Origin of the sequence: Burkholderia sp. MSMB1459WGS (genome assembly GCF_001534535.1) — a bacterium.
Classification (GTDB): domain Bacteria; phylum Pseudomonadota; class Gammaproteobacteria; order Burkholderiales; family Burkholderiaceae; genus Burkholderia.
Window position 1 is genome coordinate 51,589 of sequence record NZ_LPMU01000002.1, and the last position, 21,726, is coordinate 73,314.

The 21,726-nt window shown below is 71.1% G+C and carries 13 protein-coding genes; 10 read left to right on the forward strand and 3 right to left on the reverse strand.

Annotated elements, in window-relative coordinates:
- Nucleotides 1–210 precede the first annotated feature (210 nt).
- Nucleotides 211–876 carry a response regulator transcription factor gene (locus WT97_RS00425; RefSeq protein ID WP_060352590.1) on the forward strand — a complete coding sequence of 222 codons (666 nt, stop codon included), beginning with the start codon at nucleotides 211–213 and terminating at the stop codon, nucleotides 874–876.
- Nucleotides 873–2,252, forward strand: a complete 1,380-nt coding sequence (locus tag WT97_RS00430) for an ATP-binding protein (protein WP_060352591.1) — start codon at nucleotides 873–875, stop codon at nucleotides 2,250–2,252. The genes WT97_RS00425 and WT97_RS00430 overlap by 4 nt, the downstream gene beginning before the upstream one ends.
- Before the next feature lie 75 nt (nucleotides 2,253–2,327).
- On the opposite strand, the gene WT97_RS34445 is transcribed toward WT97_RS00430, so the two are convergent.
- On the reverse strand, nucleotides 2,328–2,465 hold the full coding sequence (locus WT97_RS34445; protein ID WP_174430366.1) for an HHHH-motif protein: 138 nt from the start codon (nucleotides 2,463–2,465) through the stop codon (nucleotides 2,328–2,330).
- A gap of 46 nt (nucleotides 2,466–2,511) precedes the next feature.
- Nucleotides 2,512–2,757 carry a hypothetical protein gene (locus WT97_RS00435; RefSeq protein ID WP_059498952.1) on the reverse strand — a complete coding sequence of 82 codons (246 nt, stop codon included), beginning with the start codon at nucleotides 2,755–2,757 and terminating at the stop codon, nucleotides 2,512–2,514.
- 293 nt (nucleotides 2,758–3,050) lie between these two features.
- On the opposite strand from WT97_RS00435, the gene WT97_RS00440 reads away from it, so the two are divergent.
- The 7 genes from WT97_RS00440 to WT97_RS00470 all read left to right on the forward strand — a co-directional run bounded on the left by WT97_RS00440 (nucleotide 3,051) and on the right by WT97_RS00470 (nucleotide 9,852).
- Complete coding sequence (locus WT97_RS00440; protein ID WP_059498951.1) at nucleotides 3,051–3,719, forward strand: RNA polymerase factor sigma-70; 669 nt, start codon at nucleotides 3,051–3,053, stop codon at nucleotides 3,717–3,719.
- An 85-nt stretch (nucleotides 3,720–3,804) separates the two neighbouring features.
- Nucleotides 3,805–4,047, forward strand: coding sequence for an MbtH family NRPS accessory protein (locus tag WT97_RS00445; protein ID WP_006476052.1), 243 nt, complete (start codon nucleotides 3,805–3,807; stop codon nucleotides 4,045–4,047).
- Nucleotides 4,048–4,093: 46 nt separating this feature from the next.
- Nucleotides 4,094–5,104, forward strand: a complete 1,011-nt coding sequence (locus WT97_RS00450) for a TauD/TfdA family dioxygenase (protein ID WP_059789845.1) — start codon at nucleotides 4,094–4,096, stop codon at nucleotides 5,102–5,104.
- Nucleotides 5,101–5,949, forward strand: coding sequence for an ABC transporter ATP-binding protein (locus tag WT97_RS00455; RefSeq protein WP_060352592.1), 849 nt, complete (start codon nucleotides 5,101–5,103; stop codon nucleotides 5,947–5,949). Before WT97_RS00450 ends, WT97_RS00455 begins: the two co-directional genes overlap by 4 nt.
- On the forward strand, nucleotides 5,946–8,036 hold the full coding sequence (gene fhuB / locus WT97_RS00460; RefSeq protein WP_060352593.1) for a Fe(3+)-hydroxamate ABC transporter permease FhuB: 2,091 nt from the start codon (nucleotides 5,946–5,948) through the stop codon (nucleotides 8,034–8,036). Before WT97_RS00455 ends, fhuB begins: the two co-directional genes overlap by 4 nt.
- Entirely contained in the window at nucleotides 8,033–8,833 is an 801-nt protein-coding gene (gene fhuF / locus WT97_RS00465) for a siderophore-iron reductase FhuF (protein WP_060352594.1), read from the forward strand. Before fhuB ends, fhuF begins: the two co-directional genes overlap by 4 nt.
- The gene (locus WT97_RS00470) at nucleotides 8,830–9,852 is read left to right on the forward strand and encodes an ABC transporter substrate-binding protein (RefSeq protein WP_059789852.1); all 1,023 of its coding nucleotides are present in this window, start codon (nucleotides 8,830–8,832) and stop codon (nucleotides 9,850–9,852) included. Before fhuF ends, WT97_RS00470 begins: the two co-directional genes overlap by 4 nt.
- Nucleotides 9,853–10,033: 181 nt before the next feature.
- Here the strand turns inward: WT97_RS00470 and WT97_RS00475 are convergent, their stop codons facing one another.
- Nucleotides 10,034–11,779, reverse strand: a complete 1,746-nt coding sequence (locus tag WT97_RS00475; protein WP_059789854.1) for a cyclic peptide export ABC transporter — start codon at nucleotides 11,777–11,779, stop codon at nucleotides 10,034–10,036.
- Between the two features lie 272 nt (nucleotides 11,780–12,051).
- On the opposite strand from WT97_RS00475, the gene WT97_RS00480 reads away from it, so the two are divergent.
- A complete protein-coding gene (locus WT97_RS00480; RefSeq protein ID WP_060352626.1) occupies nucleotides 12,052–21,726 on the forward strand; it encodes a non-ribosomal peptide synthetase in 9,675 nt (3,224 codons plus the stop codon).

The window sequence follows — 21,726 nt, forward strand, 5'->3', positions numbered from 1 at the left end:
GCCCGGCGCGAAGGTGGCGCGCCGCGCCGTCTTGCATCGCAGCAACGAAATCGAAGAACGGAACACGGTCATGGCGGGCCTCTCTGGAAAGCGCCGGATGCATTGCGCCGGCAATGCGGCGATCGATGCGCATCGTGGCCCTTCGGCTTTAAGAAGTTTTTAATCGCAGTCCGTCAGGCTGGCGACCTCGCCAATCGAGGAGCGATATCGATGCATATCCTGCTGGTGGAAGACGATGCGATGCTGGCCGACGCCGTGCGGGCCGGCCTCGCGCAGAACGGCTGGCACGCGGACTGGTCGGCCGACGTGCCGGCGGCGCGGCTCGCGCTCGTCGGGCACGACTACGACGCGGTGCTGCTCGACCTGCAACTGCCGGGCGCGTCCGGTTTCACGCTGCTGGCCGCGATGCGTGCGAACTACGATGCGACGCCGGTGCTGATCGTGACCGCGCGCGATCAGTTGAGCGACCGTATTCGCGGCCTGGACGCCGGCGCCGACGACTATCTCGTGAAGCCGTTCCAGCTGGACGAGCTTTATGCGCGGCTTCGCGCGCTGACGCGCCGCAGCCAGGGCCGTGTGTCGGAGCGGCTGGTCTGCCGCGATATCCACGTCGATCCGGCGCGCCGGGAAGTCACGCGGGCCGGCGAACCGGTTGCGTTGAGCATCCACGAATACCGGACGCTGCTCGCGCTGATGGAGCGGCAAGGGCGAGTCGTCACGCGGGCGCAGCTCGAGGAGCGCGTGTACGGCAACGACGACGCAATCGAAAGCAACACGATCGCGGTGTACATCCATCAATTGCGGCGCAAGCTCGGCGACGAACTGATCGTGACGGTGCACGGCTTCGGCTATCGCATCGGGGAGGGTACGGCATGAGGTCGCTGCGCGTACGCCTGCTCGCGACCGTGATGGCGATGGTCGTCGTGTTCTGGGCCGGCTGGGGCGCGTTTCTCGGCATCGGCCTGTGGCGCGAACAGCGCGGCTGGCGCGACGGCTTGCTCGAGGGCGCCGCGCAACTGCTGCTGTTGTCGTTGCCCGATACGATCGATCGCCTGCCCGAAGTGCGCACACAGGCAGTGTTGCCGAAAACGGCGTACGGCAAATACGACGTCGCGTTCCAGATCTGGGTCGACGGCCGCAACGTCATGCACAGCGCGGATGCGCCGGGGCCGGCGCTCAAGGCCGACATGCGCGATGGCTACGGCGTGAGCGCCGGACGCGGTCTCGCGCACGACGAGACCTGGCGGGTTTACTCGCTCGCGGATCCGGCCGGCCGGATTCACGTGCAGACCGGCGGGCCGGCCACGACCTGGCAGGAGAAGGCCAGCAATGCGGTGCAGCTCGGCCTGTTCAATACGGCGGTGATGCTCGCGATGCTGGGCGTGGCGATCTGGTGGGGGATCCGCTGGTCGTTCGGGCCGGTGCGCGAGGTTCAGCGGGCGATCCAGCACAAGGCCGCGTTCGATTTTTCGCCGTTGCCGTTGACGATGCTGCCGCGCGAACTCCGGCCGCTCGTCGAATCGTTCAATCGGCTGCTCACGCGGCTGAGCCAGGCCGTCGATACCGAGCGCCGTTTCATCGGCGATGCGGCGCACGAATTGCGCATTCCGCTGGCGGCGTTGTCGGCGCAGGCGGAAGTGGCACTGCGGGCGGACGATCCGACGGACAAGGACGCGGCGCTGCGCCGCCTGGCAACGGGCGTCGAGCGCAGCGCGCGGCTGTCGGCGCAATTGCTCGAGCTGGCGCGGCTGGATGCCGGCTCGCGTGCGGAGCAGCATGGGCCGGTCGACCTGGCACGGCTCGTTGCGCTGATCGCGAGCGACTTCGACGCGGCCGCGCATGCACGCGGGCAGACGGTGCGGGTGGCGGTCGAGCCGGTATGCGTGTGGGGCGACCTGGACGAAGTCGCGATCGCGGTGCGCAACCTGATCGACAACGCGCTGCGTTACGGCCGTGAAGGCGGGCGGGTCGAGATCACGTGCGATGGCGTTGCGGATGCAGGGCGGGTCGGGTTGCGGATCGCGGACGACGGACCGGGCGTGCCGATCGATCAGCGCGAGCGAATCTTCGAACGCTTCTACCGGGTGCCGGGCACCGCGCAGCCGGGAAGCGGTATCGGACTGTCTCTGGTCGCGCGCATCGCCGAGTCTCACGGCGGGGCGGTCGACGTGACGTCCGGTATCGACGGGCGCGGGCTCGCGGTGATCCTGTCGTTTCCGATCTGGCTCGCGCCGGAGCGGTGGCAGCGCTAGCGTGGACGCCGCGTGGCGTCGACCACGCAAAAAAGCGCCGGCAAGCGGCGCTTTTCCGCATCGGCTGCGCGACGCTCAACGCACCCAGCGGCATACCCTGTGATGGTGATGCTCGAAGTGACACACGCGGTGCGGATGCGCTTCGGCGATGGCCGGCACGAGCACGGCGGCGGCAACGGCGGCGGCGGTGAGGGTTTTGAGTAGCGTCTTCATGTCGAGGTCCTGTCGTTGAATGATGGGTCAAGAGTGCGCAGCGGCATCACCACTGCGGCCGCTGATCGTCGCGACGGTCGTCACGGCGGTCATCCCGGCGATCGCGGTCGTCACGCGGGCCGGGATGCCGGGCTTCCCAGTCGCGGCGCTCCCAGTAGCGATTTCCGTCCCAGTAACGATCGCCATGCCAGCCGATCGTGACTTCGGCAGGGCCAGGGTAGGCGACGCACCCGGCGAGCATCACGCTCGACAGCGCGCCCACCATGACTGCGGATAACACGATGGATTTCATGTTGCTCTCCCTTGGAAACGGCAGGTCGATCGTACGAGCCCCCAAAATTTCACGTAGTAAGAAGTTGCTACCGCCGATGACACGTGCAGGCGTTTCGTCAGGAACGTGAAAGCATGCGTGCGCGGCGTGCGAGCCGTCTGCGCAGCGCAGATATACACCTGTCCACTCCAACAACGATTCCACCAATTGTTCAGACAAATCCTGATGACCCAAAGGGTCATCTCGTAATCGGATTGAGAATGATTTGCGTTTACGTTAAATTGCGCTATCTCGGAATTTGACGGAGCAGATCGATGGCCATGGCGGAAGTGCTCGACCGACCGGCGGCGACAGCGGCAAACCCGTTCCTCGGCAGTTATCCGGACCTGCCGCCACGCGCCGCGCCGCGTCCGCGCCGGGCGTCCGAGCCCCGTGCGCAGGGCGCGCTGCTCGACGTGCTGATCGCCCATCGCGCGATGCTCGTCAACGTCGCGCGCGGCTTCGTCGGTTGCGCGAGCCGCGCGGAGGACGTCGTGCACGACGTGTTCGTGAAGCTCGTCGAATTCCCGAACCAGGACGCGGTGCGCCAGCCGGTCGCGTACGTGACGCGGATGGTGCGCAATGCGTCGATCGACGCATGCCGCCGGCAGAGCCTGGAAAACGTCTATCACACGGAAGAGGACGACGGCTTCGACGTGCCGTCGCCCGAGCCGACGCCGGAAGCCGCGCTGATGACGCGCGATACGCTGCGGCGCGTGTGGGCCGCGCTCGACGACCTGCCGGCGCGCAGCCGTGCGGCATTCGAGATGGTGCGGCTGCGCGAGGAGACGCTGCAGACCGCGGCGCGCGCGCTGAACGTGTCGCAGACGCTCGTGCATTTCATGGTGCGCGACGCGGAGCGCCATTGCGCGGAATGCCTCGACGCGTGCCATCGCGGCGTCGCCTGCCCGGTGTTCCTCGGCGGCCGCGCGCGGCGGCGGTAAAAAAACGCGCCGGCCAACCGTCTATCAGACAGGAGCGGCCGAATCCGCCGCTTCGCCTCCTTCAACCGCCCAGCGATTTCCGATCATGACGCAAGCCCCGACGCCTTCCGCCGACACCGACGATCTCGTCTATACGGTCGTCATCAACGACGAAGAACAGTATTCGATCTGGCCGACGTTCCGGCCCGTGCCGGCCGGCTGGCGCGAAGTGGGCGTGAGCGGCCCGAAGGCCGACTGTCTCGCGCACATCGAGACCGTCTGGACCGACATGCGCCCGGCGAGCCTGCGCCGTGCGATGGACGGCGAGCGCGCGACGCGCGCGTCGTGATCTGCTGCGCCGCGGGTGCGGCGCCTCACCTGAAGAGGACGTTTGCATGACCCTGCTTTCGTTGCCGACGCTCGACGACCTGCGTATCGAGCCGGGGCTGCCCACCGTCGTGTCGCCGCGCGGCAACGACGGGATGTCGATCGACGATGTCGCGCCGCTGGCGCGCGAGATCGCGGCCGACACGCTCGAACGGGCGGGCGGCGTGCTGTTCACGGGCTTTCGCGTGCCGTCGATCGACGCGTTCCAGCAGTTCGCGGCTTCGTTCGGCGATCCGCTGATCGGCTATGAATACGCATCGACGCCGCGCAGCCAGGTCGAAGGCGCGGTCTACACGTCGACCGAATACCCGCCGCACCGCGCGATTCCGCTGCACAACGAACAGTCGTACACGCGCGAATGGCCGCTGCGGATCTGGTTCCACTGCGCGCTCGCCGCGCCGAAGGGCGGGGCGACGCCGATCGCGGACAGCCGTGCCGTGTACCGCGCACTCGATCCGGCGCTCGTCGCGCGCTTCGAGAAGCGCGAGCTGCTGTACGTGCGCAATTTCGGGCAAGGGCTCGATCTGCCGTGGCAGCAGTCGTTCGGCACCGACGAGCCGGCCGAGGTCGAGCGGATGTGCGCGGCGCGCGGCATCGAATGCGCGTGGCGCACCGACGACGACGGCGAGCTGCTGCTGCGCACGCGCGAGCGCTGCCAGGCCGTCGCGCGTCATCCGCGCACGGGCGAGCGCGTCTGGTTCAACCAGGCGAACCTGTTTCACCTGTCGGCGCTCGACGAAGACATGCAGGAAGCGCTCGTCGACGCGGTCGGGCTCGAGAACGTGCCGCGCAACGTGTACTACGGCGACGGCGAACCGCTCGAGGCCGACGCGCTCGCGGAGATTCGCGGCGTGCTCGACCAGCAGCGCATCGTGTTCCCGTGGCGCACCGGCGATGTGCTGATGCTCGACAACATGCTGAGCGCGCATGCACGCGACCCGTTCGAGGGGCCGCGCAAGGTCGTCGTCGCGATGGCACAGAGTTACACGGTCCCGCGCGACCGAACGGAGGATCGATGACGTGTAGTACCGCCGCGCTTGCCGCGCGCGGGCTGTCGGTGGGATATCGCGACCATGTCGTGATCGACGGGCTCGACCTGTCGATCGCGGCCGGCCGCGTCACCGCGCTGTGCGGACCGAACGGCTGCGGCAAGAGCACGCTGCTGCGCACGCTGGCGGGCCTGCAGCCCGCGCGCGCCGGTCATGTCGAAGTGAACGGCAAGCCGCTTGCATCGTTTCGCCGTCGCGCGCTCGCGCGCGAGCTGACGATGCTCGCGCAGTTCAACCAGATTCCGTCGGGCCTTACCGTGCGCGAGCTCGTCGCGTACGGGCGCTATGCGTACGGCGGCTTCCTGCGCGGCCTGTCGCGGATCGATCATGCGGCAATCGACGAGGCGCTCGAAACGAGTGGCCTTGCCGACGATGCGCAGCGCGACGTCGGCGCGCTGTCGGGCGGCGAGCGCCAGCGCGCGTGGATCGCGATGGCGCTCGCGCAGCAGGCGCCGATCGTGCTGCTCGACGAACCGACGACCTATCTCGACATCCATCACCAGCTCGACATCCTCGATGCGCTGCGTGCGCTGAACCGTGCGCGCGGGCTGACGATCGTGTGGGTGCTGCACGACCTGAACCAGGCGGCCGCGTACAGCGACGAGATCGTGCTGATGCGCGCGGGCCGCCTCGTCGCGCAGGGCACGCCCGACGCGATGCTCGACCCGGCGCGGCTGCGCGCGGCGTTCGGCGTCGAGATGCTGAAGCTCGCGCATCCGCGCACGGGCGCACCGATGTGTGTGCCGGCCTACGGGCCGTCGACCGACGGCGCGCCGCAGGCGGCCGGCGTCTTCGACCGGGATCTCGCGGTATGACGACGTTCGCGATGCGCAAGCGCCTCGCGGCGACGGGCAACGGGGCGACGACAGGGCGGGCCGGCGCGATCGCGTTCGGCCTCGTCGTGCTGATCGCGCTGCTCGCGGCGCTGCGGATTGCCCCCGATCTGCGCGTGTGGTGGGACGCGGCGCCCGGCAGCGATGCCGCGTCGCTCGCGCACGTATTCCTGTTCGACCTCAATCTGCCGCGCGTCGCGGCTGCGCTCGTCGCGGGCGGTTGTCTCGGCATCGCCGGCGCGCTGTTCCAGTCGCTCACGCGCAATCCGCTCGCATCGCCCGACCTGCTCGGCGTGACGGGGGGCGCCCAACTCGGCCTGCTCGCGGCGATGCTCGTGCCGGCGCTGGCGGGCGTCGCGTCGGTGCCGCTGCTGTTCGTATGCGGGCTCGCCGCCGCCGCGTGCGCGATCGTCGCGGCGGGCGGCTGGCGCGCGACGCCGTTGCGGCTCGTGCTCGCGGGCAGCGTGTGCATGCTGCTGTTCGCCGCACTGTCGACGCTCGTGCTCGCGTTCTTCGAGCAGAACATCGCAGGCGCCGCGCTGTGGACCAACGGCAGCCTGTACCAGCCGGGCGCGACGGGCCTCGCGCTCGCCGTGCGCTGGCTCGTGGTGCCGCTGATCGCACTGCCGTTCGTGATCCGGCCGCTGAATCCGCTCACGCTCGGCGACGATGCGGCGGCCGCGGCCGGCGTGCGCGTCGATGCGACGCGACTCGCCGCGACGATCGTCGCGGTCGCGTTCACGAGCGTGGCCGTCAGCATCGCCGGCCCGCTGTCGTACGTCGGCCTCGTCGCGCCGAACCTGCTGCGCCAGGTGCGCGGCGCGCGCACGGCCCGGCTCGGCGTGCTGGTGCCGCTGTCGGCGCTCGCCGGCGGCGCGCTCGTGCTCGTCACCGACAGCGCGGTGCTCGCGTCGGGCCTCGACGCGACGCTGTCGACCGGCGTCGCGATCGCGCTGGTCGGCACGCCGCTGATGCTCGCGATGATCCGGCGCGGCGCCGCGTGGTCGGGCGTGCTGCACGCGGATGCCGAACGCGCGGCGGGCGGCGGCTCGACGCGGCTCGTCGGCTGGCTCGAACGGCTCGGCTGGCCGCTGCGCACCGCGCTGTTCGTCGCGACGGGCGTGCTGGTGGTCCTGGTCGGCGTGTCGGCCGGGCCGGAGTGGCTGTCGCCCGCGCGCTGGTCGGCCGCGCTGTCCGGTCACGATGCGCTCGCGCGCATGCTGATCGACCTGCGCATGCCGCGCCTGCTGTGCGCGCTGCTCGCCGGCGCGCTACTTGCCGTCAGCGGTGTCGCGATGCAGAGCGTCGTGCGCAATCCGCTCGCGGGCCCCGAAGTGCTCGGCGTCACGCAGGGCGCGGGGCTCGTCACGCTGTTCGCGTTGTCGACGTGGCCGCTGATGGGCCACGTGACGCTTGCCGCCGCCGCGCTGATCGGCGGCGGGCTGTCGCTCGCGATCACGCTCGCGCTGAATCACCGGCATCGCTACGCGCCGCTCGCGGTCGCGCTGACGGGCATCGTGATCGGCGCGTTGTGGACCACGCTCGCGCAGTGGCTGATCACGCAGGAAAGCGTGCAGCCCGCGCGCTTCGTCGTGTGGCTCGTCGGCGGCACGTATGGCCGCAGTTGGGGCGAGGTCTCGATGCTGTTGCCGTGGTGCGTGCTCGCGGTGCCGGTGTTCGCGTGGCTCGCGAAACCGCTCGACATGCTCGCGCTCGGCGACGACCAGGCTGCTGCGCTCGGCCTGCCGGTGGCGGCGCTGCGGCCGCTCGCGCTGACGATCGCGACGCTCGCCGCATGCGCGGCGGTCGCGGCGGTCGGGCCGGTCGGCTTCATCGGGTTGATGGCGCCGCACGTCGCGACGATGCTCGGCGCGCGCCGGCATCGCACGCGGCTGTGGCTCGCGGCGGCGTGCGGCGCGCTGATCCTCGGCGCCGCGGATCTCGCGGCGCGCATCGTTGTCGCGCCGCGCGAAGTGCCGGCCGGCGTGCTGACCGCGCTGATCGGCGCACCGTACCTGCTCGGGCTGCTGGTTCTCGAGGGGCGCCGCGCCCGGCGCGCGGGGCGATGACGCCGTCGCTCGACGGCGCGCGTGCCATGCGCTTTTCGGCGTTCGCGCCGCAACCGTTCGCCGAACACCTCGACGTCGTGTGGCTCGGCATGCCCGAGGATGCCCACGCGACGGGCCGCATCGTCGTGCCCGTCAGCGCGTTGCCCGCGCACCGCGACGCCGTGCTCGGCGCGATGGTCGACCATTACGGCGGCGATCCGACGCAGCATGCGCGTGCGCTGATGTCTCAGTGGAGCAAATACTATTTCGGCCGCGCGGCGACGGCCGGCGTCGTCGCCGCGCTGACGCTCGGTCGGCCGCTCGACATGACACCCGAGCGCACGTTCGTCGCGCTCGATGGCGGGATGCCGGCCGCGCTGTATTTCGCAAGCGACGCGCTCGGTGCGCCGTGCGACGATCCCGAGCCGCGCTATGCGGGGCTCATCGCGCATCTCGGCGCGGTGATCGACCGGCTCGCGGCGATGGGGCGCGTCACGCCGCGCGTGCTGTGGAGCAACGCGGGCAATCTGCTCGACTATCTGCTCGAGACCTGTCGTGCGTTGCCGTGCGCAGCCGATCCCGTCGGCGACGCGAACTGGCTGTTCGGTTCGACCTGCATGCACGGCGAGCCGAATCCGCTGCGCATGCCGGTGCGCGACGCGCTGCCGCGCTCGCCGCTGCTGCCGACGCCGTTTCGCGCGCGCCGCGTGTGCTGCCTGCGCTACGAAATTCCTGGAGAAACGCAACTGTGTGGAAGCTGCCCCCTGCTACTGACGATGGACGACGCGGCGCTGGCCGAGCAGGACGCGATCCGGTGACGCGCCCCGGCCGCCGGCACGCGCTCGGCGCACTCGCCGCGCTCGGCGCCGCGTGCTGCGGCGCGTTGTCCGCATCGGCGGCCGCCGTTTCCGAGGCCGGGGGCGCCGGCGGTACGCAAGGCGCCGTGTCGCTGGCCGGCAATCCCGTCGTGTCGCAGGCCAGCGCGAAGATGCCCGTGCGGCCGCAGCGCGTGGTCGCGCTCGACTTCATGTTCGCGGAAAGCGTGATCGCGCTCGACATCGTGCCGGTCGGGATGGCCGATACGGCGTTCTACCCGGGCTGGCTCGGCTACCGGAGCGAGCAGCTCGCACGCGTGACCGACGTCGGCTCGCGACAGGAGCCCGGGCTCGAGGCGATCGCGGCGGTCAAGCCGGATCTCGTCATCGGCGTCGGTTTCCGGCATGCGCCGATCTTCGACGCGCTCGACCGGATCGCGCCGACGATCCTGTTCCAGTTCAGCCCGAACGTGTCGGAGGGTGGCGTGCCGGTCACGCAGCTCGACTGGATGCGGCAGATCTTCCGGACGATCGGCGCGGTGACGGGGCGCGACGCGCGCGCGCAGGCAGTCGAAGCGCAACTCGACGCCGGCATCGCGCGCAATGCGGCGCGGCTCGCGGCCGCGGGCCGCAACGGCGAGCGCGTCGCGCTGCTGCAGGATCTCGGCTTGCCCGATCGTTACTGGGCCTATACGGGCAACAGTACGTCCGCGGGCCTCGCGCGGGCGCTCGGGCTCGATCCGTGGCCGAAGAAGCCGACGCGAGAAGGCACGCTGTACGTGACGTCGGCCGATCTGCTGCGGCAGCGCGATCTCGCCGTGCTGTTCGTGACCGCGTCGGGGATGGACGTGCCGTTGTCGGCCAAACTCGATTCGCCGGTGTGGCGTTTCGTGCCCGCGCTGAAGGCGCACCGGATCGCGCTGATCGAGCGCAACATCTGGGGGTTCGGCGGCCCGATGTCGGCGCTGAAGCTGGCCGACGTGATGACCGACACGATGTTGAAGCTGCCGGCCGTGCGCTGAGTGCGCGGAGGATGGCACCGGGGGGATGCCGGCAGGGCATCGTGCTGGCTTGACGACGCGTGACTTCCGCTTTTTCCTGTTCGCCAACGCATCAAGCCCCATTTCCTGCGAAACGACAATCCGACAATCGCCGACACACTGCCAGTGCAGCGTGCCGGCGATGTTTCGATCGACCGCCGCGTTACGCGCTCAGCGCATCGACGCCATCCTGCGCACGCACGCGCGCCGGTTGCGTGTCGCTGACGATGCGCCCGTTGTCGAGCTTCAGCAGACGGTCGGCGAGGTCGAAGTAGCGGTCGTCGTGCGTGATCACGATCACGGCCTTGCCGCGCGCGCGCAGCTCGGGCAGCAATTGCTCGTAGAACACGGCCTTGAACGACGGATCCTGGTCGGCCGCCCATTCGTCGAACAGGTAGAACGGACGATCCTCCAGGTATGCGACGACGAGCGCGAGCCGCTTGCGCTGCCCGGTCGACAGCGCGCGCGTCGAGAACGCGCCGTCGACCACCTTCACCTTGTGGTCGAGCGCGAGTTTCGCGACGAGCGCGTTCGCCCGCGCATCGGCCTGTGCGCGCGACGGATCGTCGGGGTCGACGATGCCGAGCAGCGCATCGAACAGATGGAAATCGTTGAACACCGCGCTGAAACGCTGCCGGTAGGCTGCGCGCTCGCGCCAGCCGATCGTGCGGCCATCGACCTCGATCGTGCCTTGCTCGGGCTCGTAGAGCCCCGTCAGCACCTTGGCGAGCGTCGTCTTGCCGCTGCCGTTGCCGCCGACGATGAACACGAGCTCGCCCGGCTTGATCGTCAGGTCGATCGGCCCGATGCTGAACATCCGTTCGTCCCGCTCGTGAAAATACGCGTGCGTGACGCCGCGCAGCGTGACGGCGCCGGCCGGCGGCACGTCGGGCGCATCGGCCGCGGGCGGCACCGTGCGCAGCGCGCCGAATTCGGCCATCACGCCTTCGATCCGCGTGAGCGACACGCGCGCCGCGTTGACGGTCGGCAGGTTGTTCAGCAGGCCGTCGAGCGGCACAAGCATGAACAGGAACACGACGACGTAGCCGGCGGCCGCGGCCGGGTCGGCATGCACGCCGAGCTGCGGCCAGAACGACGCGACGCCGAGGAACACGTAGAACAGGAAGATGATCCAGCCGACCCCGACCGCATACGCGCTGAATGCGCGGCGGCGGTGGTCGCGCACCTCGCCGATCGCGGCGCCGAGCTGGCCGTCGACGAACTGGCGTGCGCGCGCATCGTGCAGCTTCAGCTCCTTCGCGCCGGAGAACAGCGAACCGAGATAGCCGAACAGGCGGTCCTGCGCGTGGCCGGCGGCTTCGAGCGACGCGATCGCGCGGCGGTCGCCGGTGTGATAGCCGAGCGAGCCGGCGACGATCGCGGCCAGCGCCAGCACGCACACGGGCCAGGACAGCCACGCCAGATAGCCGAGGCAGCCGAACACGATCGAGCCGTGCATGACCAGGTTCGGCAACGCGAAGAACAGCATCGACACGTTGGTCGCGTCGTCGGTCAGCACCGACTGCACGGGTGCGGCGCCGATTCGCTCGATGTCGCGCAATTCGGCCGCGCCGACGCGCCGCGCCAGATGCACGCGCAGCCGCGCCATCGTGTCCTGCGACAGGCGGGCAAACAGCGTGCCCGACACGATCCGCGTGACGAGCGCGATCACCGCGCACAACGCGAAGCGCCACGCGAGCGATGCATCGGCCGCCCCCGGTTGCGACAGCGCGCGGTTCAGCGTCGCGACGAGCAGCACGCTCGCGACGCCGTTCAGCACGCATGCGGTGAGCGCCAGCGCGAGCGACACGCGGCTTTCGCGCAGCAGCGCAAGGATCAGGCGCGCCGCGGGGCGGGCGGGGGAAGCGTCGAGGGACGGCGGGGAGGAGGGCTCGTGGGCGGCTGTCATCGGCAACGTCGGTAAAGGGAAGGCGGGCAATAACGCGAAAAACGGCGAATCTGATGCGAACGCAGCGGGCGGGGCCTGCCCCGTTGCGGCGTTCCTCCCTGATAGACGAACGGGCCGCGCAAATATTTAGCCCCGTCGTCAAAAAAAGCGGTCGCACGCACTTTGCGCGCAAAACGGTAAAAAATCGGCCGCGTCGTTCGTCACACCAGTGAAGCCGCCCCAAGCGGCCCCGAGACTTGGCCGAAGCGGCCGGACCGAAGGACTTCACGCACATGACGAGTTTCCCGACTGCGCTGCATCACCGAATCCGCGCACTGGCGCGCATCGCGCCCGACGCACCCGCGATCGCGGTGCCTTTCCAGAACGACCTGCGCTTGTCGCGCGGTGCGCTCGACGCACGTGCATCGCAACTCGCCCGGCGCCTGCGCGCGGCCGGCGTCGGCGCCGAAGTGCGGGTCGGCGTATGTGTCGAGCGTTCGTGCGAACTGTTCGTCGCGCTGCTGGCCGTGCTCAAGGCGGGCGGCGTGTTCGTGCCGCTCGATCCGCGCCATCCGGCCGCACGCCTCGACTGGATCGTGCAGGACGCGCAACTGCGGCACGGCATCGTCGACGCCGCCGGCCGTGCGGCGCTCGGCACGCCGTTCGAACACGCGTTCGACGCGACGGCCGACGCATCGGGTGTCGCGCAGGACGATGCGTTCGATGACGACACGATGACCGTGCACCCGCGTTCGGCCGCGTACATGATCTATACGTCGGGCTCGACCGGCACGCCGAAGGCGGTGGTCGTCGAGCACGGGCCGCTCGCCGCGCATTGCGACGCGCTCGCGGCCGCGTTGCCGATCGAGGCGGGCGACCGTCTGCTGCATTTCGCGTCGGTCAATTTCGACGCCGCGCACGAATGCTGGCTCGCGCCGCTCGCGGTCGGCGCCGGCATCGTCGTCGCGCCGCCGCAGCCGTTCGCGCCGGACGCCGCACATGCGCTGATGGTGCGCGAAGCGGTCAGCGTCGCCGCATTTCCGCCCGCGTACCTGCGCGAATTCGCGGCCGTCGCCGCGCGCGACGGCGTGCCGCCGGCACTGCGCGTACTCGCGTTCGGCGGCGAAGCGCTGCCGCAGCAGGCGTTCGAATTCGTGCGCCGCACGTTCCCGGCAGTCCGCCTGATCAACGGTTACGGGCCGACCGAGGCCGTGATCTCGCCGATGCTGTGGCCGGTCGAGCCGGGCGAAACGCCGGTGCTGGCCGCGGACGACGCGTATGCGTCGCTGCCGATCGGCCGCGCGATCGGCCCGCGCGTGGCACGCATCGGCGGCGCCGCAGCCGATGGCGTGGGCGAGCTGCTGCTCGGCGGCGTCTGCGTCGCACGCGGCTATCACGGTCGCGCGGCGCTCACGGCCGAACGTTTCATTCCCGATGCGCACGGCGAACCCGGCGCGCGCGTCTATCGCACGGGCGACCTCGCACGCCTGCGCGACGACGGCGCGTTCGACTTTCTCGGCCGCCTCGACGATCAGGTTCAGGTGCGCGGCGTGCGCGTGGAGCCGGCGGAAATCGCCGCATGCCTGCGCTCGCACCCGGCCGTGGCCGACGCGGCCGTGGTGGCCGAAACCGCCAACGGGCCGACGCGGCTGATTGCGTGCGTCGCGCTGCGCGCGGCGGCCGACGATGCCGCATTGAAGGCGCACGTGGCCGCGCAATTGCCGGCCGCCTGGCAGCCGCACCGGTTCGTGCGTTGCGATACGCTGCCGTACACGCTGAACGGCAAGCTCGACCGTGCCGCGCTGCGCGAGCGGATTGCCGCCGCGCGCGACACGGCGCAAGGCGCAGGCGATGCGCCGCGCACGCCGACCGAACGGCAGATCGCGGGCCTCTGGCAGACGCTGCTGGGCCTCGACGTCACGCCGTCGCGCGACGATCGCTTCTTCGCGCTGGGCGCCGATTCGCTCGCCGCGATGCAGTTGCAGGCCGCGATCCGCGCCACCGTGCGCGTGAATCTGCGGCTCGATACGCTGTTCGCCGATCCGGCGCTCGCCGAACTGGCCGCAACAGTCGACCGGGCGGAACGCGAGACCGGCGAACCGGTGGCCACGATTGCCGCGCGCCGTGCGGCGGCCGATGCGGCGGCGCCGGGTGCGCAGGGTGCGCCGCACATCGACCGTGCGGCATCGCTCGCGCAGCAACGTTTCTGGGTGCTCGCGCAAACACGCGGCGCCAGCGCCGCGTATCACATCGCCGCACACTGGACGATCGACGGCGCGCTCGACCGCGACGCGCTGCAGCGGGCGCTCGATCACGTGATCGGCCGTCACGAAGCCTGGCGCACGACGCTCGTCGACAACGACGACGGCGTCGTGATGCAGCGGATTCATGCGCATCTGCCGGTGCCGATCGCCGCGGTCGACCTGCGCGACCAGCCGCCGGCCGCCCGCGACGCGCAAGCCGCCCGTCTCGCCGAGCGCGACGCGGCCGAGCCGTTCGACCTCGCGCGCGGCCCGCTGCTGCGCGCGACGCTGATCGCGCTCGCCGACGATCGTCATCGCCTGCTGCTGACCGCGCATCACGCGATCACCGATGGTTGGAGCTCGCGCTGCGCGTTCGACGAACTGTCGGCTGCGTATCGCGCGTATGCCGAAGGCCGCGAACCGTCGCTGCCCGAATTGCCGATCCAGTACGCCGACTACGCGGACTGGCAGCGCGACATGCTGGCCGGCGGCGAGGGCGAGCGCCAGCTCGACTACTGGCGCGGCGCGTTGCGCGACGTGCCGGGCCCGCTCGCGCTGCCGGTCGATCGCCAGCCGGGCGCGGTACGCACGCTGCACGGCGCGCGCGTGTCGGTGCGCCTGCCCGATGCGGTCGCGGCCGACGTGCGGCAACTCGCACGCGACGCACGGGCAACCGTCTTCACGGTACTGCTGGCGGCGCTCGACGCATGGCTGTCGCGCCTGACCGGCGAAACGGACGTCGTCGTCGCGGTGCCGGTCGCGCATCGCCAGCGTCCCGAAACGCGTGCGCTGCTGGGCCTTTTCCTGAATACGGTCGCGCTGCGCGTACGCGTGGCACCGACGCTGCCGTTCCGCGCGCTCGTCGACGCGGCGCGTACCGCGGCGCTCGATGCGGTCGCGCACCAGGACGTGCCGTTCGAGCGTGTCGTCGACGCGGTGAAGCCGCCCGTCAAGCGCGGCGACGAATGGCTGCGGGTGAAGTTCGCGCAGCAGTTCGACGCACGGCACGACAGCGTGCTGCCGGGCGCCACGGCGGTCGCGACGCCGGGCCCCGATCTCGCCGCGCGCTTCGACTTCGCGCTCGATTTCACCGACGACGCGAACGGGATCGAACTGGTCGCGGCGTATGCGACCGACTGCATCGACGCCGATACCGCGCGCGCATGGCTCGACAGCTATGCGGCGCTCGTCGGCGCGGCCGCGCGCGATCCGCAGCACATGACGGCCACGCTACCGTGCGATGCTTCGGCCGCGTCGCGCCAGCCGCGCGACGGCCGTGCGCTGCAAGTCGAACATGCCGATATCGTCGCCGCATTCGCCCGGCAGGCGGCCGCGTATCCGCATCGCATCGCGCTTTCCGACGCATCGACTTCGCTGACGTTCGCCGAGCTCGACGACGCATCGAACCGCATCGCGCGGGCGCTGGCGCAACGCGGCGTGGCCGCCGAGGCGGCCGTCGTCGTCTGCATCGAGCGCTCGGCGCGTTTCGTCGTCGGTCTGCTCGGCGCGCTGAAAGCCGGCGCGCTGGCCGTGCTGCTCGACCCCGCGCAGCCGGCCGCGCGACTCGCCGCGGCGGCGGCCGACTGCGGTGCGCGCTGGGCGCTCGTCGCGGAGCCGGCCGCGTGGCCGGCGGGCATCGACGCGCAGCCGCTCGACGTCGACGCGCTCGTGCAGGACGCGACGCTCGCCCATGCGGCCGGCGTGCGCACCGCGCCGCACCCGGAACAGGGCGCGTACCTGATCTATACGTCGGGCTCGACCGGCGCGCCGAAGGGCGTCGTCGTCTCGCACGGTGCGCTGGCCGACTACGTGCAGGGGATGCTCGACGAACTCGCGTTCGCACCCGACGCGTCGTTCGCGATGGTCTCGACCGTCGCGGCCGACCTCGGCCACACGACGCTGTTCGGCGCGTTGTGCGCGGGCCGCACGCTGCACCTGCTGCCGGCCGCGTGTGCGTTCGATCCCGATCTGTTCGCCGACGAAATGCGCCGTCGCGACGTCGGCGTGCTGAAGATCGTGCCGAGCCACCTGCAGGCGCTGCTCGATGCGCGCGCGCCGGCCGACGTGCTGCCGCGCCACGCGCTCGTCACGGGCGGCGAAACGCTCACGTGGGCGCTGGTCGCGCGGCTGGCCGCGCTCGCACCGGCCTGCCGCGTGATCAACCATTACGGGCCGACCGAAGCGACGGTCGGCGCGATCGCGTGCGACACGGCGTCGATCGCCGCCGGCGCGCGCGATCCCGCGAGCGGCGTGCCGCTCGGCGTGCCGCTGCCGAATGCGCGCGCGCTGGTGCTCGACGCGTTCGGCGCCTGCGTGCCGGCCGGCGCGATGGGCGAGCTGTATCTGGGCGGGCCGGGTGTCGCACGCGGCTATCTCGGACGCCCCGCGCAAACCGCCGAACGGTTCGTGCCCGATCCGTTCACACCCGGCGCGCGGCTGTATCGCACGGGCGACCGCGTGCGGTTGCGCGCGGACGGCCGGCTCGTTTTCCTCGGCCGTATCGACGACCAGGTGAAGATTCGCGGCTACCGCGTCGAGCCGGGCGAGGTGAGTGCGGCCGTGCGCGCGGCCGGCCCGATCGCGCAGGCCGAAACGCTCGCGATCGAGCACGATGGCCGCCTGCGGCTCGCGACGTTCGTCGTGATGCGCGACGGTGCGACATTCGACGAGGCCGCGATGCGCGCCGCGCTCGCCGCGAAGCTGCCCGACTACATGGTGCCCGCGCAATTCGTCGCGCTGGCGCGCCTGCCCGTGACGGCGAACGGCAAGATCGATCGCGCGGCATTGCGCGAGCTGGCGGCCGTGCCGGTCCCGGTCGCGTCCGGCGATGCGCCGCAGGGCGCGGTCGAAACGGTGCTCGCCGACGTCTGGCAAGCCGTGCTGAAGGCGCCGAAAGTCGGCCGCGACGATAATTTCTTCGAACTCGGCGGCGATTCGATCCTCGTGCTGCAGGTGATCGCCCGTGCGCGCAAGCGCGGCGTGCGCTTCACGCCGAAGCAGCTGTTCGACGGGCCGACCGTCGCCGAACTCGCACGCATCGCAAAAACGGACGACACGGCCATCGCCGCCCGGCCTGCAAGCGCAGACGCGACTGCCGTCGCGCTGCCGGCTGCCACGTCGATCCTGACGCCCGCGCAGCAACGCTTCTTCGCGCTCGATATCCCGCACCGCGGCCACTGGAACCAGGCGGTGTCGTTCGATGTGCGCGGCGCGTTCGACGCGGACGCGTTCGCCCGCGCATTCGACGCGCTGCTCACGCATCACGACGCATTCCGTCAGCGCTTCGCGCGCGGCGCGGACGGCACGTGGCACGCGAGCGATGCGGCGAAGCCGTACGACGCGCTGCCGTTCGTCGAAGTCGCCGCCCGTGACGAAGCCGACGCGCTGGCACGTTTCGACGCGCTGCAACGCCGTCTCGACCTCGGCAGCGGGCCGCTCGCCTGCGCGTGCGCGGCACGGCTGCCGGACGGTTCGACGCGGCTCTATCTCGCGATTCACCATGCGATCGTCGACGGCGTGTCGTGGCGGATCCTGCTCGACGACCTGGACACCGCTTATCGCGCCGCATGCGAGCGCACGCCGATCCGCCTGTCGCAACCGGGCCTGCGCGCGGACGCATGGGCCGCGCGGCTCGCCCGCGCCGCAACGGAGCCGGCGTCGCCGTTCGCAGCCGAAGCTGCCTACTGGGCCGGCATGGCGCAGGGCGACGACATCGTGCCCGATCACCCCGACGCAGCGGCGACGAACGCCGACGCGGCAGTCGTCGTGCAGACGATCGACGCGGCATTGACCCGCGCCGCGCTGACCGACGCGCACGCGGCCTATCGCACGCAGACGATCGAGCTGCTCGGCGCGGCGCTCGCGCTGGCGCTGGCCGGCGCGAGCGGCGCCGCATCGTGCCGGGTCGAGCTGGAAGGACACGGCCGCGAGGCGCTGTTCGACGACGCGGATGCCAGCCGCACGATCGGCTGGCTGACGAGTCATTACCCGGTGACGCTGCCGGTCGAAGCGACGGCCCGCGACACGCTGTGCGCGGTCAAGGACACGCTGCGCGCGGTGCCGCACAAGGGGCTCGGCTTCGGCGTGCTCGCGCACCATGGCGATACGGCGACGCGCGCGACGCTGGCCGCCGTGCCGCGCCCGCGCGTCACGTTCAACTATCTCGGCCAGTTCGACGCGCCGCGCGATGCAATGCTCGTCCCGCGTTTCGGCGGCACCGGCGTCGAGCGCGACCCGCAGGGCCCGCTCGGCAATACGCTCGCGATCCATGCGTACCTCGACGCGGGCGGCGACGGTGCGCGCACGCTGAAGGTTCACTGGGTCTACGGTGCGCCGCAATTCGAACGCGCGACGATCGACGCGTTCGCCGAACGCTTCGCGGCCGCGCTGCGCGAACTCGTCGACGCCTGCGCGTCGCGCGTCGCGCATCGCGGCGCCGGCGCGACGCCGGGCGATTTCCCGCTCGCGCAGGCGGCCGGTCTCACGCAGGCCGCGATCGAGCGCGCGCCGCTCGACTGGCGCGCGATCGACGACGTGTATCCGTTGTCGCCGATGCAGCAGGGCATCCTGTTCCATGCGCTGTTCGCGCCTGGCCACGCGAGCTACGTGAACCAGCTCGTCGCGACCGCAACGGCGCTCGACGCCGACCGGCTCGCGGCTGCGTTCGACGCATCCGTCGCGCGTCACGACATCCTGCGCACGAGCGTGATGCCGGACGAAGCCGCGCCGCTACAGTGCGTGCATCGTCATGCGCGCATGCCGGTCGAGCAACTCGACTGGCGCACGCGCGGCGACACGCTCGACGCCGATTTCGACGCGTGGCTCGCGGCCGACCGCGCACGCGGCTTCGACTGGCGCGAGCCGCCGCTGATGCGGCTCACGCTGATCCGCGTGACGGACGGCGCATGGCGCGTCGTATGGACGCGTCACCACGTGCTGCTCGACGGCTGGAGCACCGCGCGGCTGCTCGCCGACGTGCTGCGCGACTACCGCGACCCGGACGCCGTGTCGCCGTTCGCGAGCCGTCCGGCGCTGCGCTATCGCGACTTCATCGCGTGGCTCGGCACGCGCGATCGCGACGCCGACGAGCGCTTCTGGACCGAGCGCCTGGCGCGGCTCGACGCGCCCACGCTGATCGCGGAACGCACGGCCGACCGCGCGGATGCCGAGATGGTCACGTGGCGCGCGACGCTCGATGCCGACACGACGACGCGCGTCGCGCAGACCGCCCGCGCGTTGAAACTGACCGTCAACACGCTGGTGCAGGGTGCATGGGCGCTCGCGCTGCAGCGGATGACGCACCAGCCGGCCGTCGCGTTCGGCGCGACCGTCGCGGGCCGTCCCGACGCGCTCGCGGACGTCGACTCGGTGCTCGGTCTTTTCATCAACACGCTGCCGGTGATCACCGCGCCGGCGCCGCAGCAACGGGCGGCCGACTGGCTGCAAACGCTGCAACGCGAGAACGCGGCCGCCGCCGAACACGCGCACACGCCGCTCGCCGACATCCAGCGCTGGGCGCGCGGGGCGGGCGGAGCACTGTTCGATACGCTGGTCGTATTCGAGAACTATCCGGTGGACGACACCGCGCGCGATGCCGATCCGCGCGCGCTGGCGTTGAGCGGCGTACGCAGCATCGAAGCGACCGATTTCGCGCTGACGCTCGTGATCGAAACCGGCGTCGAACTGACGATCGACTACGGCTACGACACCGCGCGCATCGACGCGCGTCAGGTCGAGACCTGGCACCGCGCCTTCGCCAGCGCGCTCGATGCGCTGGCCCGTACGCCCGACGCGCGGCTCGGCACGCTGTCGATCGCCGACGATGCGACCCGCGATGCGCTGACGCGTGCGCAGGACACCGCGCGTACCTGGCCGGTGGAACGACGGCAGCCGCTGCACCTGCAATTCGGCGACGCGGCACGGGCGACGCCCGACGCGACCGCGCTCGAATACGCGGACGCTCGCGGCCATGTGCAGCGCGCGACCTATCGCGAACTCGACGCCGCGACGTCGCGCATCGCCGCCGCGCTGCGCCGGCGCGGCGTGCAGCCCGATACGCCGGTCGCGCTGTGCGTCGAGCGCTCGTTCGACATGGTGATGGCGCTCGTCGGCGTGCTGAAGGCCGGCGCCGCGTATCTGCCGGTCGATCCCGACTATCCGGCCGAACGCATTGCTTACCTGCTGCGCGACGCGCGGCCGGCCGTCGCGATCACGCAGGCGCATCTGCGCGAACAGGTCGAAGCCGCGCTGGGCGAGGGCGCCGAGACGCAACTGCTGACGGTCGCGGAACTGCTGGCCGACGAAGCGGGCGATACCGACGATCACGCCGCCGCGATCGACGACGCGCAGCTCGCGTACCTGATCTACACGTCCGGCTCGACCGGCAAGCCGAAGGGCGCCGGCAACACGCACGGCGCGCTCGCGAACCGGATCGCGTGGATGCAGCATGCGTACCGGCTGACGCGCGACGACGTCGTGCTGCACAAGACGCCGTTCGGCTTCGACGTGTCGGTGTGGGAATTCGTGTGGCCGCTCGCGATCGGCGCGAAGCTCGCGATCGCCGCGCCGGGCGATCACCGCGATCCGGCGCGTCTGGCCGCCGCGATCCACGCGCACGGCGTGACGGTGCTGCATTTCGTGCCGTCGATGCTCGCCGCGTTCGCTGCGCATCTCGACGATTTCGCGGCTGCCGCGCAATGCGACAGCGTGCGCCTGATCGTCGCGAGCGGGGAGGCGCTGGCGCCCGAACTCGTCGCGAAGATGGCGCGCCTCTTGCCGAACGCGACGCTCGTGAACCTGTACGGGCCGACCGAAGCCGCGATCGATGTGTCGCACTGGACCTGCGGCCCCGACGACGCGCGTGCGGCCGCGGTGCCGATCGGCCATCCGATCGCGAACCTGCAACTGCACGTGCTCGATGCCGCGTGGCAGCCGGTGCCGGCCGGCGCGACCGGCGAACTGTATCTCGCGGGCGCGGGCCTCGCACGCGGCTATCTCGGCCGTCCGGCGCTGACCGCCGAGCGCTTCGTGCCCGATCCGTTCGTGCCGGGGGGGCGCATGTACCGCACCGGCGACCTCGCGCGCCGGCGCGCGGACGGCGCGCTCGACTACCTCGGCCGGGTCGACACGCAGGTGAAGCTGCGCGGCCAGCGAATCGAGCCGGGCGAGATCGAGGCGCTGCTGCGCGCGGCGCCGGGGGTCAACGATGCGGTCGTGATCGTGCGCGACGAGCAGCTGATCGGCTACGTCGCCCGCGGCGGCGCTGGCCCGCTCGACCGCGCGGCGTTGCTCGACGCGCTGCGTGCGCAACTGCCGGCGTACATGGTGCCGTCGCAACTGATCGAACTCGATGCATTGCCCGTTACGCCGAACGGCAAGTGCGACCGCCATGCGTTGCCCGCGCCGGTGCGTGAAGCGACCGAAGCCATCGAACTCGCGACCGATACCGAGCGTGCGCTCGCGGAAATCTGGCAGCGCGTGCTGCACGTGGACGCGATCGGCCGCGACGGCGATTTCTTCCTGCTCGGCGGCCACTCGCTGCTCGCGACGCAGGCCCACGCGCAGGCCAACCTGCACTGGGGGCTCGCGCTGCCGCTGCGCACGCTGTTCGACACGCGCACGCTGGCGCGCTGCGCGGAAGCGATCGACGCGGCCTGCGCGGCACGCGGCGCAACCGATGCGGCAAGCGCGATCGACGCGCTGCTCGGCGAACTGGAAACCCAATAA

Bases quoted from the DNA above. Each gene is read 5' to 3' on its own strand.
- WT97_RS00440 (WP_059498951.1), top strand. From the start codon at position 3,051: ATGGCCATGGCGGAAGTGCTCGACCGACCGGCGGCGACAGCGGCAAAC.
- fhuB (WP_060352593.1), top strand. From the start codon at position 5,946: ATGACGACGTTCGCGATGCGCAAGCGCCTCGCGGCGACGGGCAACGGG.
- fhuF (WP_060352594.1), top strand. From the start codon at position 8,033: ATGACGCCGTCGCTCGACGGCGCGCGTGCCATGCGCTTTTCGGCGTTC.
- WT97_RS34445 (WP_174430366.1), bottom strand. From the start codon at position 2,465: ATGAAGACGCTACTCAAAACCCTCACCGCCGCCGCCGTTGCCGCCGCC.
- WT97_RS00475 (WP_059789854.1), bottom strand. From the start codon at position 11,779: ATGACAGCCGCCCACGAGCCCTCCTCCCCGCCGTCCCTCGACGCTTCC.
- WT97_RS00450 (WP_059789845.1), top strand. From the start codon at position 4,094: ATGACCCTGCTTTCGTTGCCGACGCTCGACGACCTGCGTATCGAGCCG.
- WT97_RS00425 (WP_060352590.1), top strand. From the start codon at position 211: ATGCATATCCTGCTGGTGGAAGACGATGCGATGCTGGCCGACGCCGTG.
- WT97_RS00480 (WP_060352626.1), top strand. From the start codon at position 12,052: ATGACGAGTTTCCCGACTGCGCTGCATCACCGAATCCGCGCACTGGCG.
- WT97_RS00430 (WP_060352591.1), top strand. From the start codon at position 873: ATGAGGTCGCTGCGCGTACGCCTGCTCGCGACCGTGATGGCGATGGTC.
- WT97_RS00455 (WP_060352592.1), top strand. From the start codon at position 5,101: ATGACGTGTAGTACCGCCGCGCTTGCCGCGCGCGGGCTGTCGGTGGGA.
- WT97_RS00445 (WP_006476052.1), top strand. From the start codon at position 3,805: ATGACGCAAGCCCCGACGCCTTCCGCCGACACCGACGATCTCGTCTAT.
- WT97_RS00435 (WP_059498952.1), bottom strand. From the start codon at position 2,757: ATGAAATCCATCGTGTTATCCGCAGTCATGGTGGGCGCGCTGTCGAGC.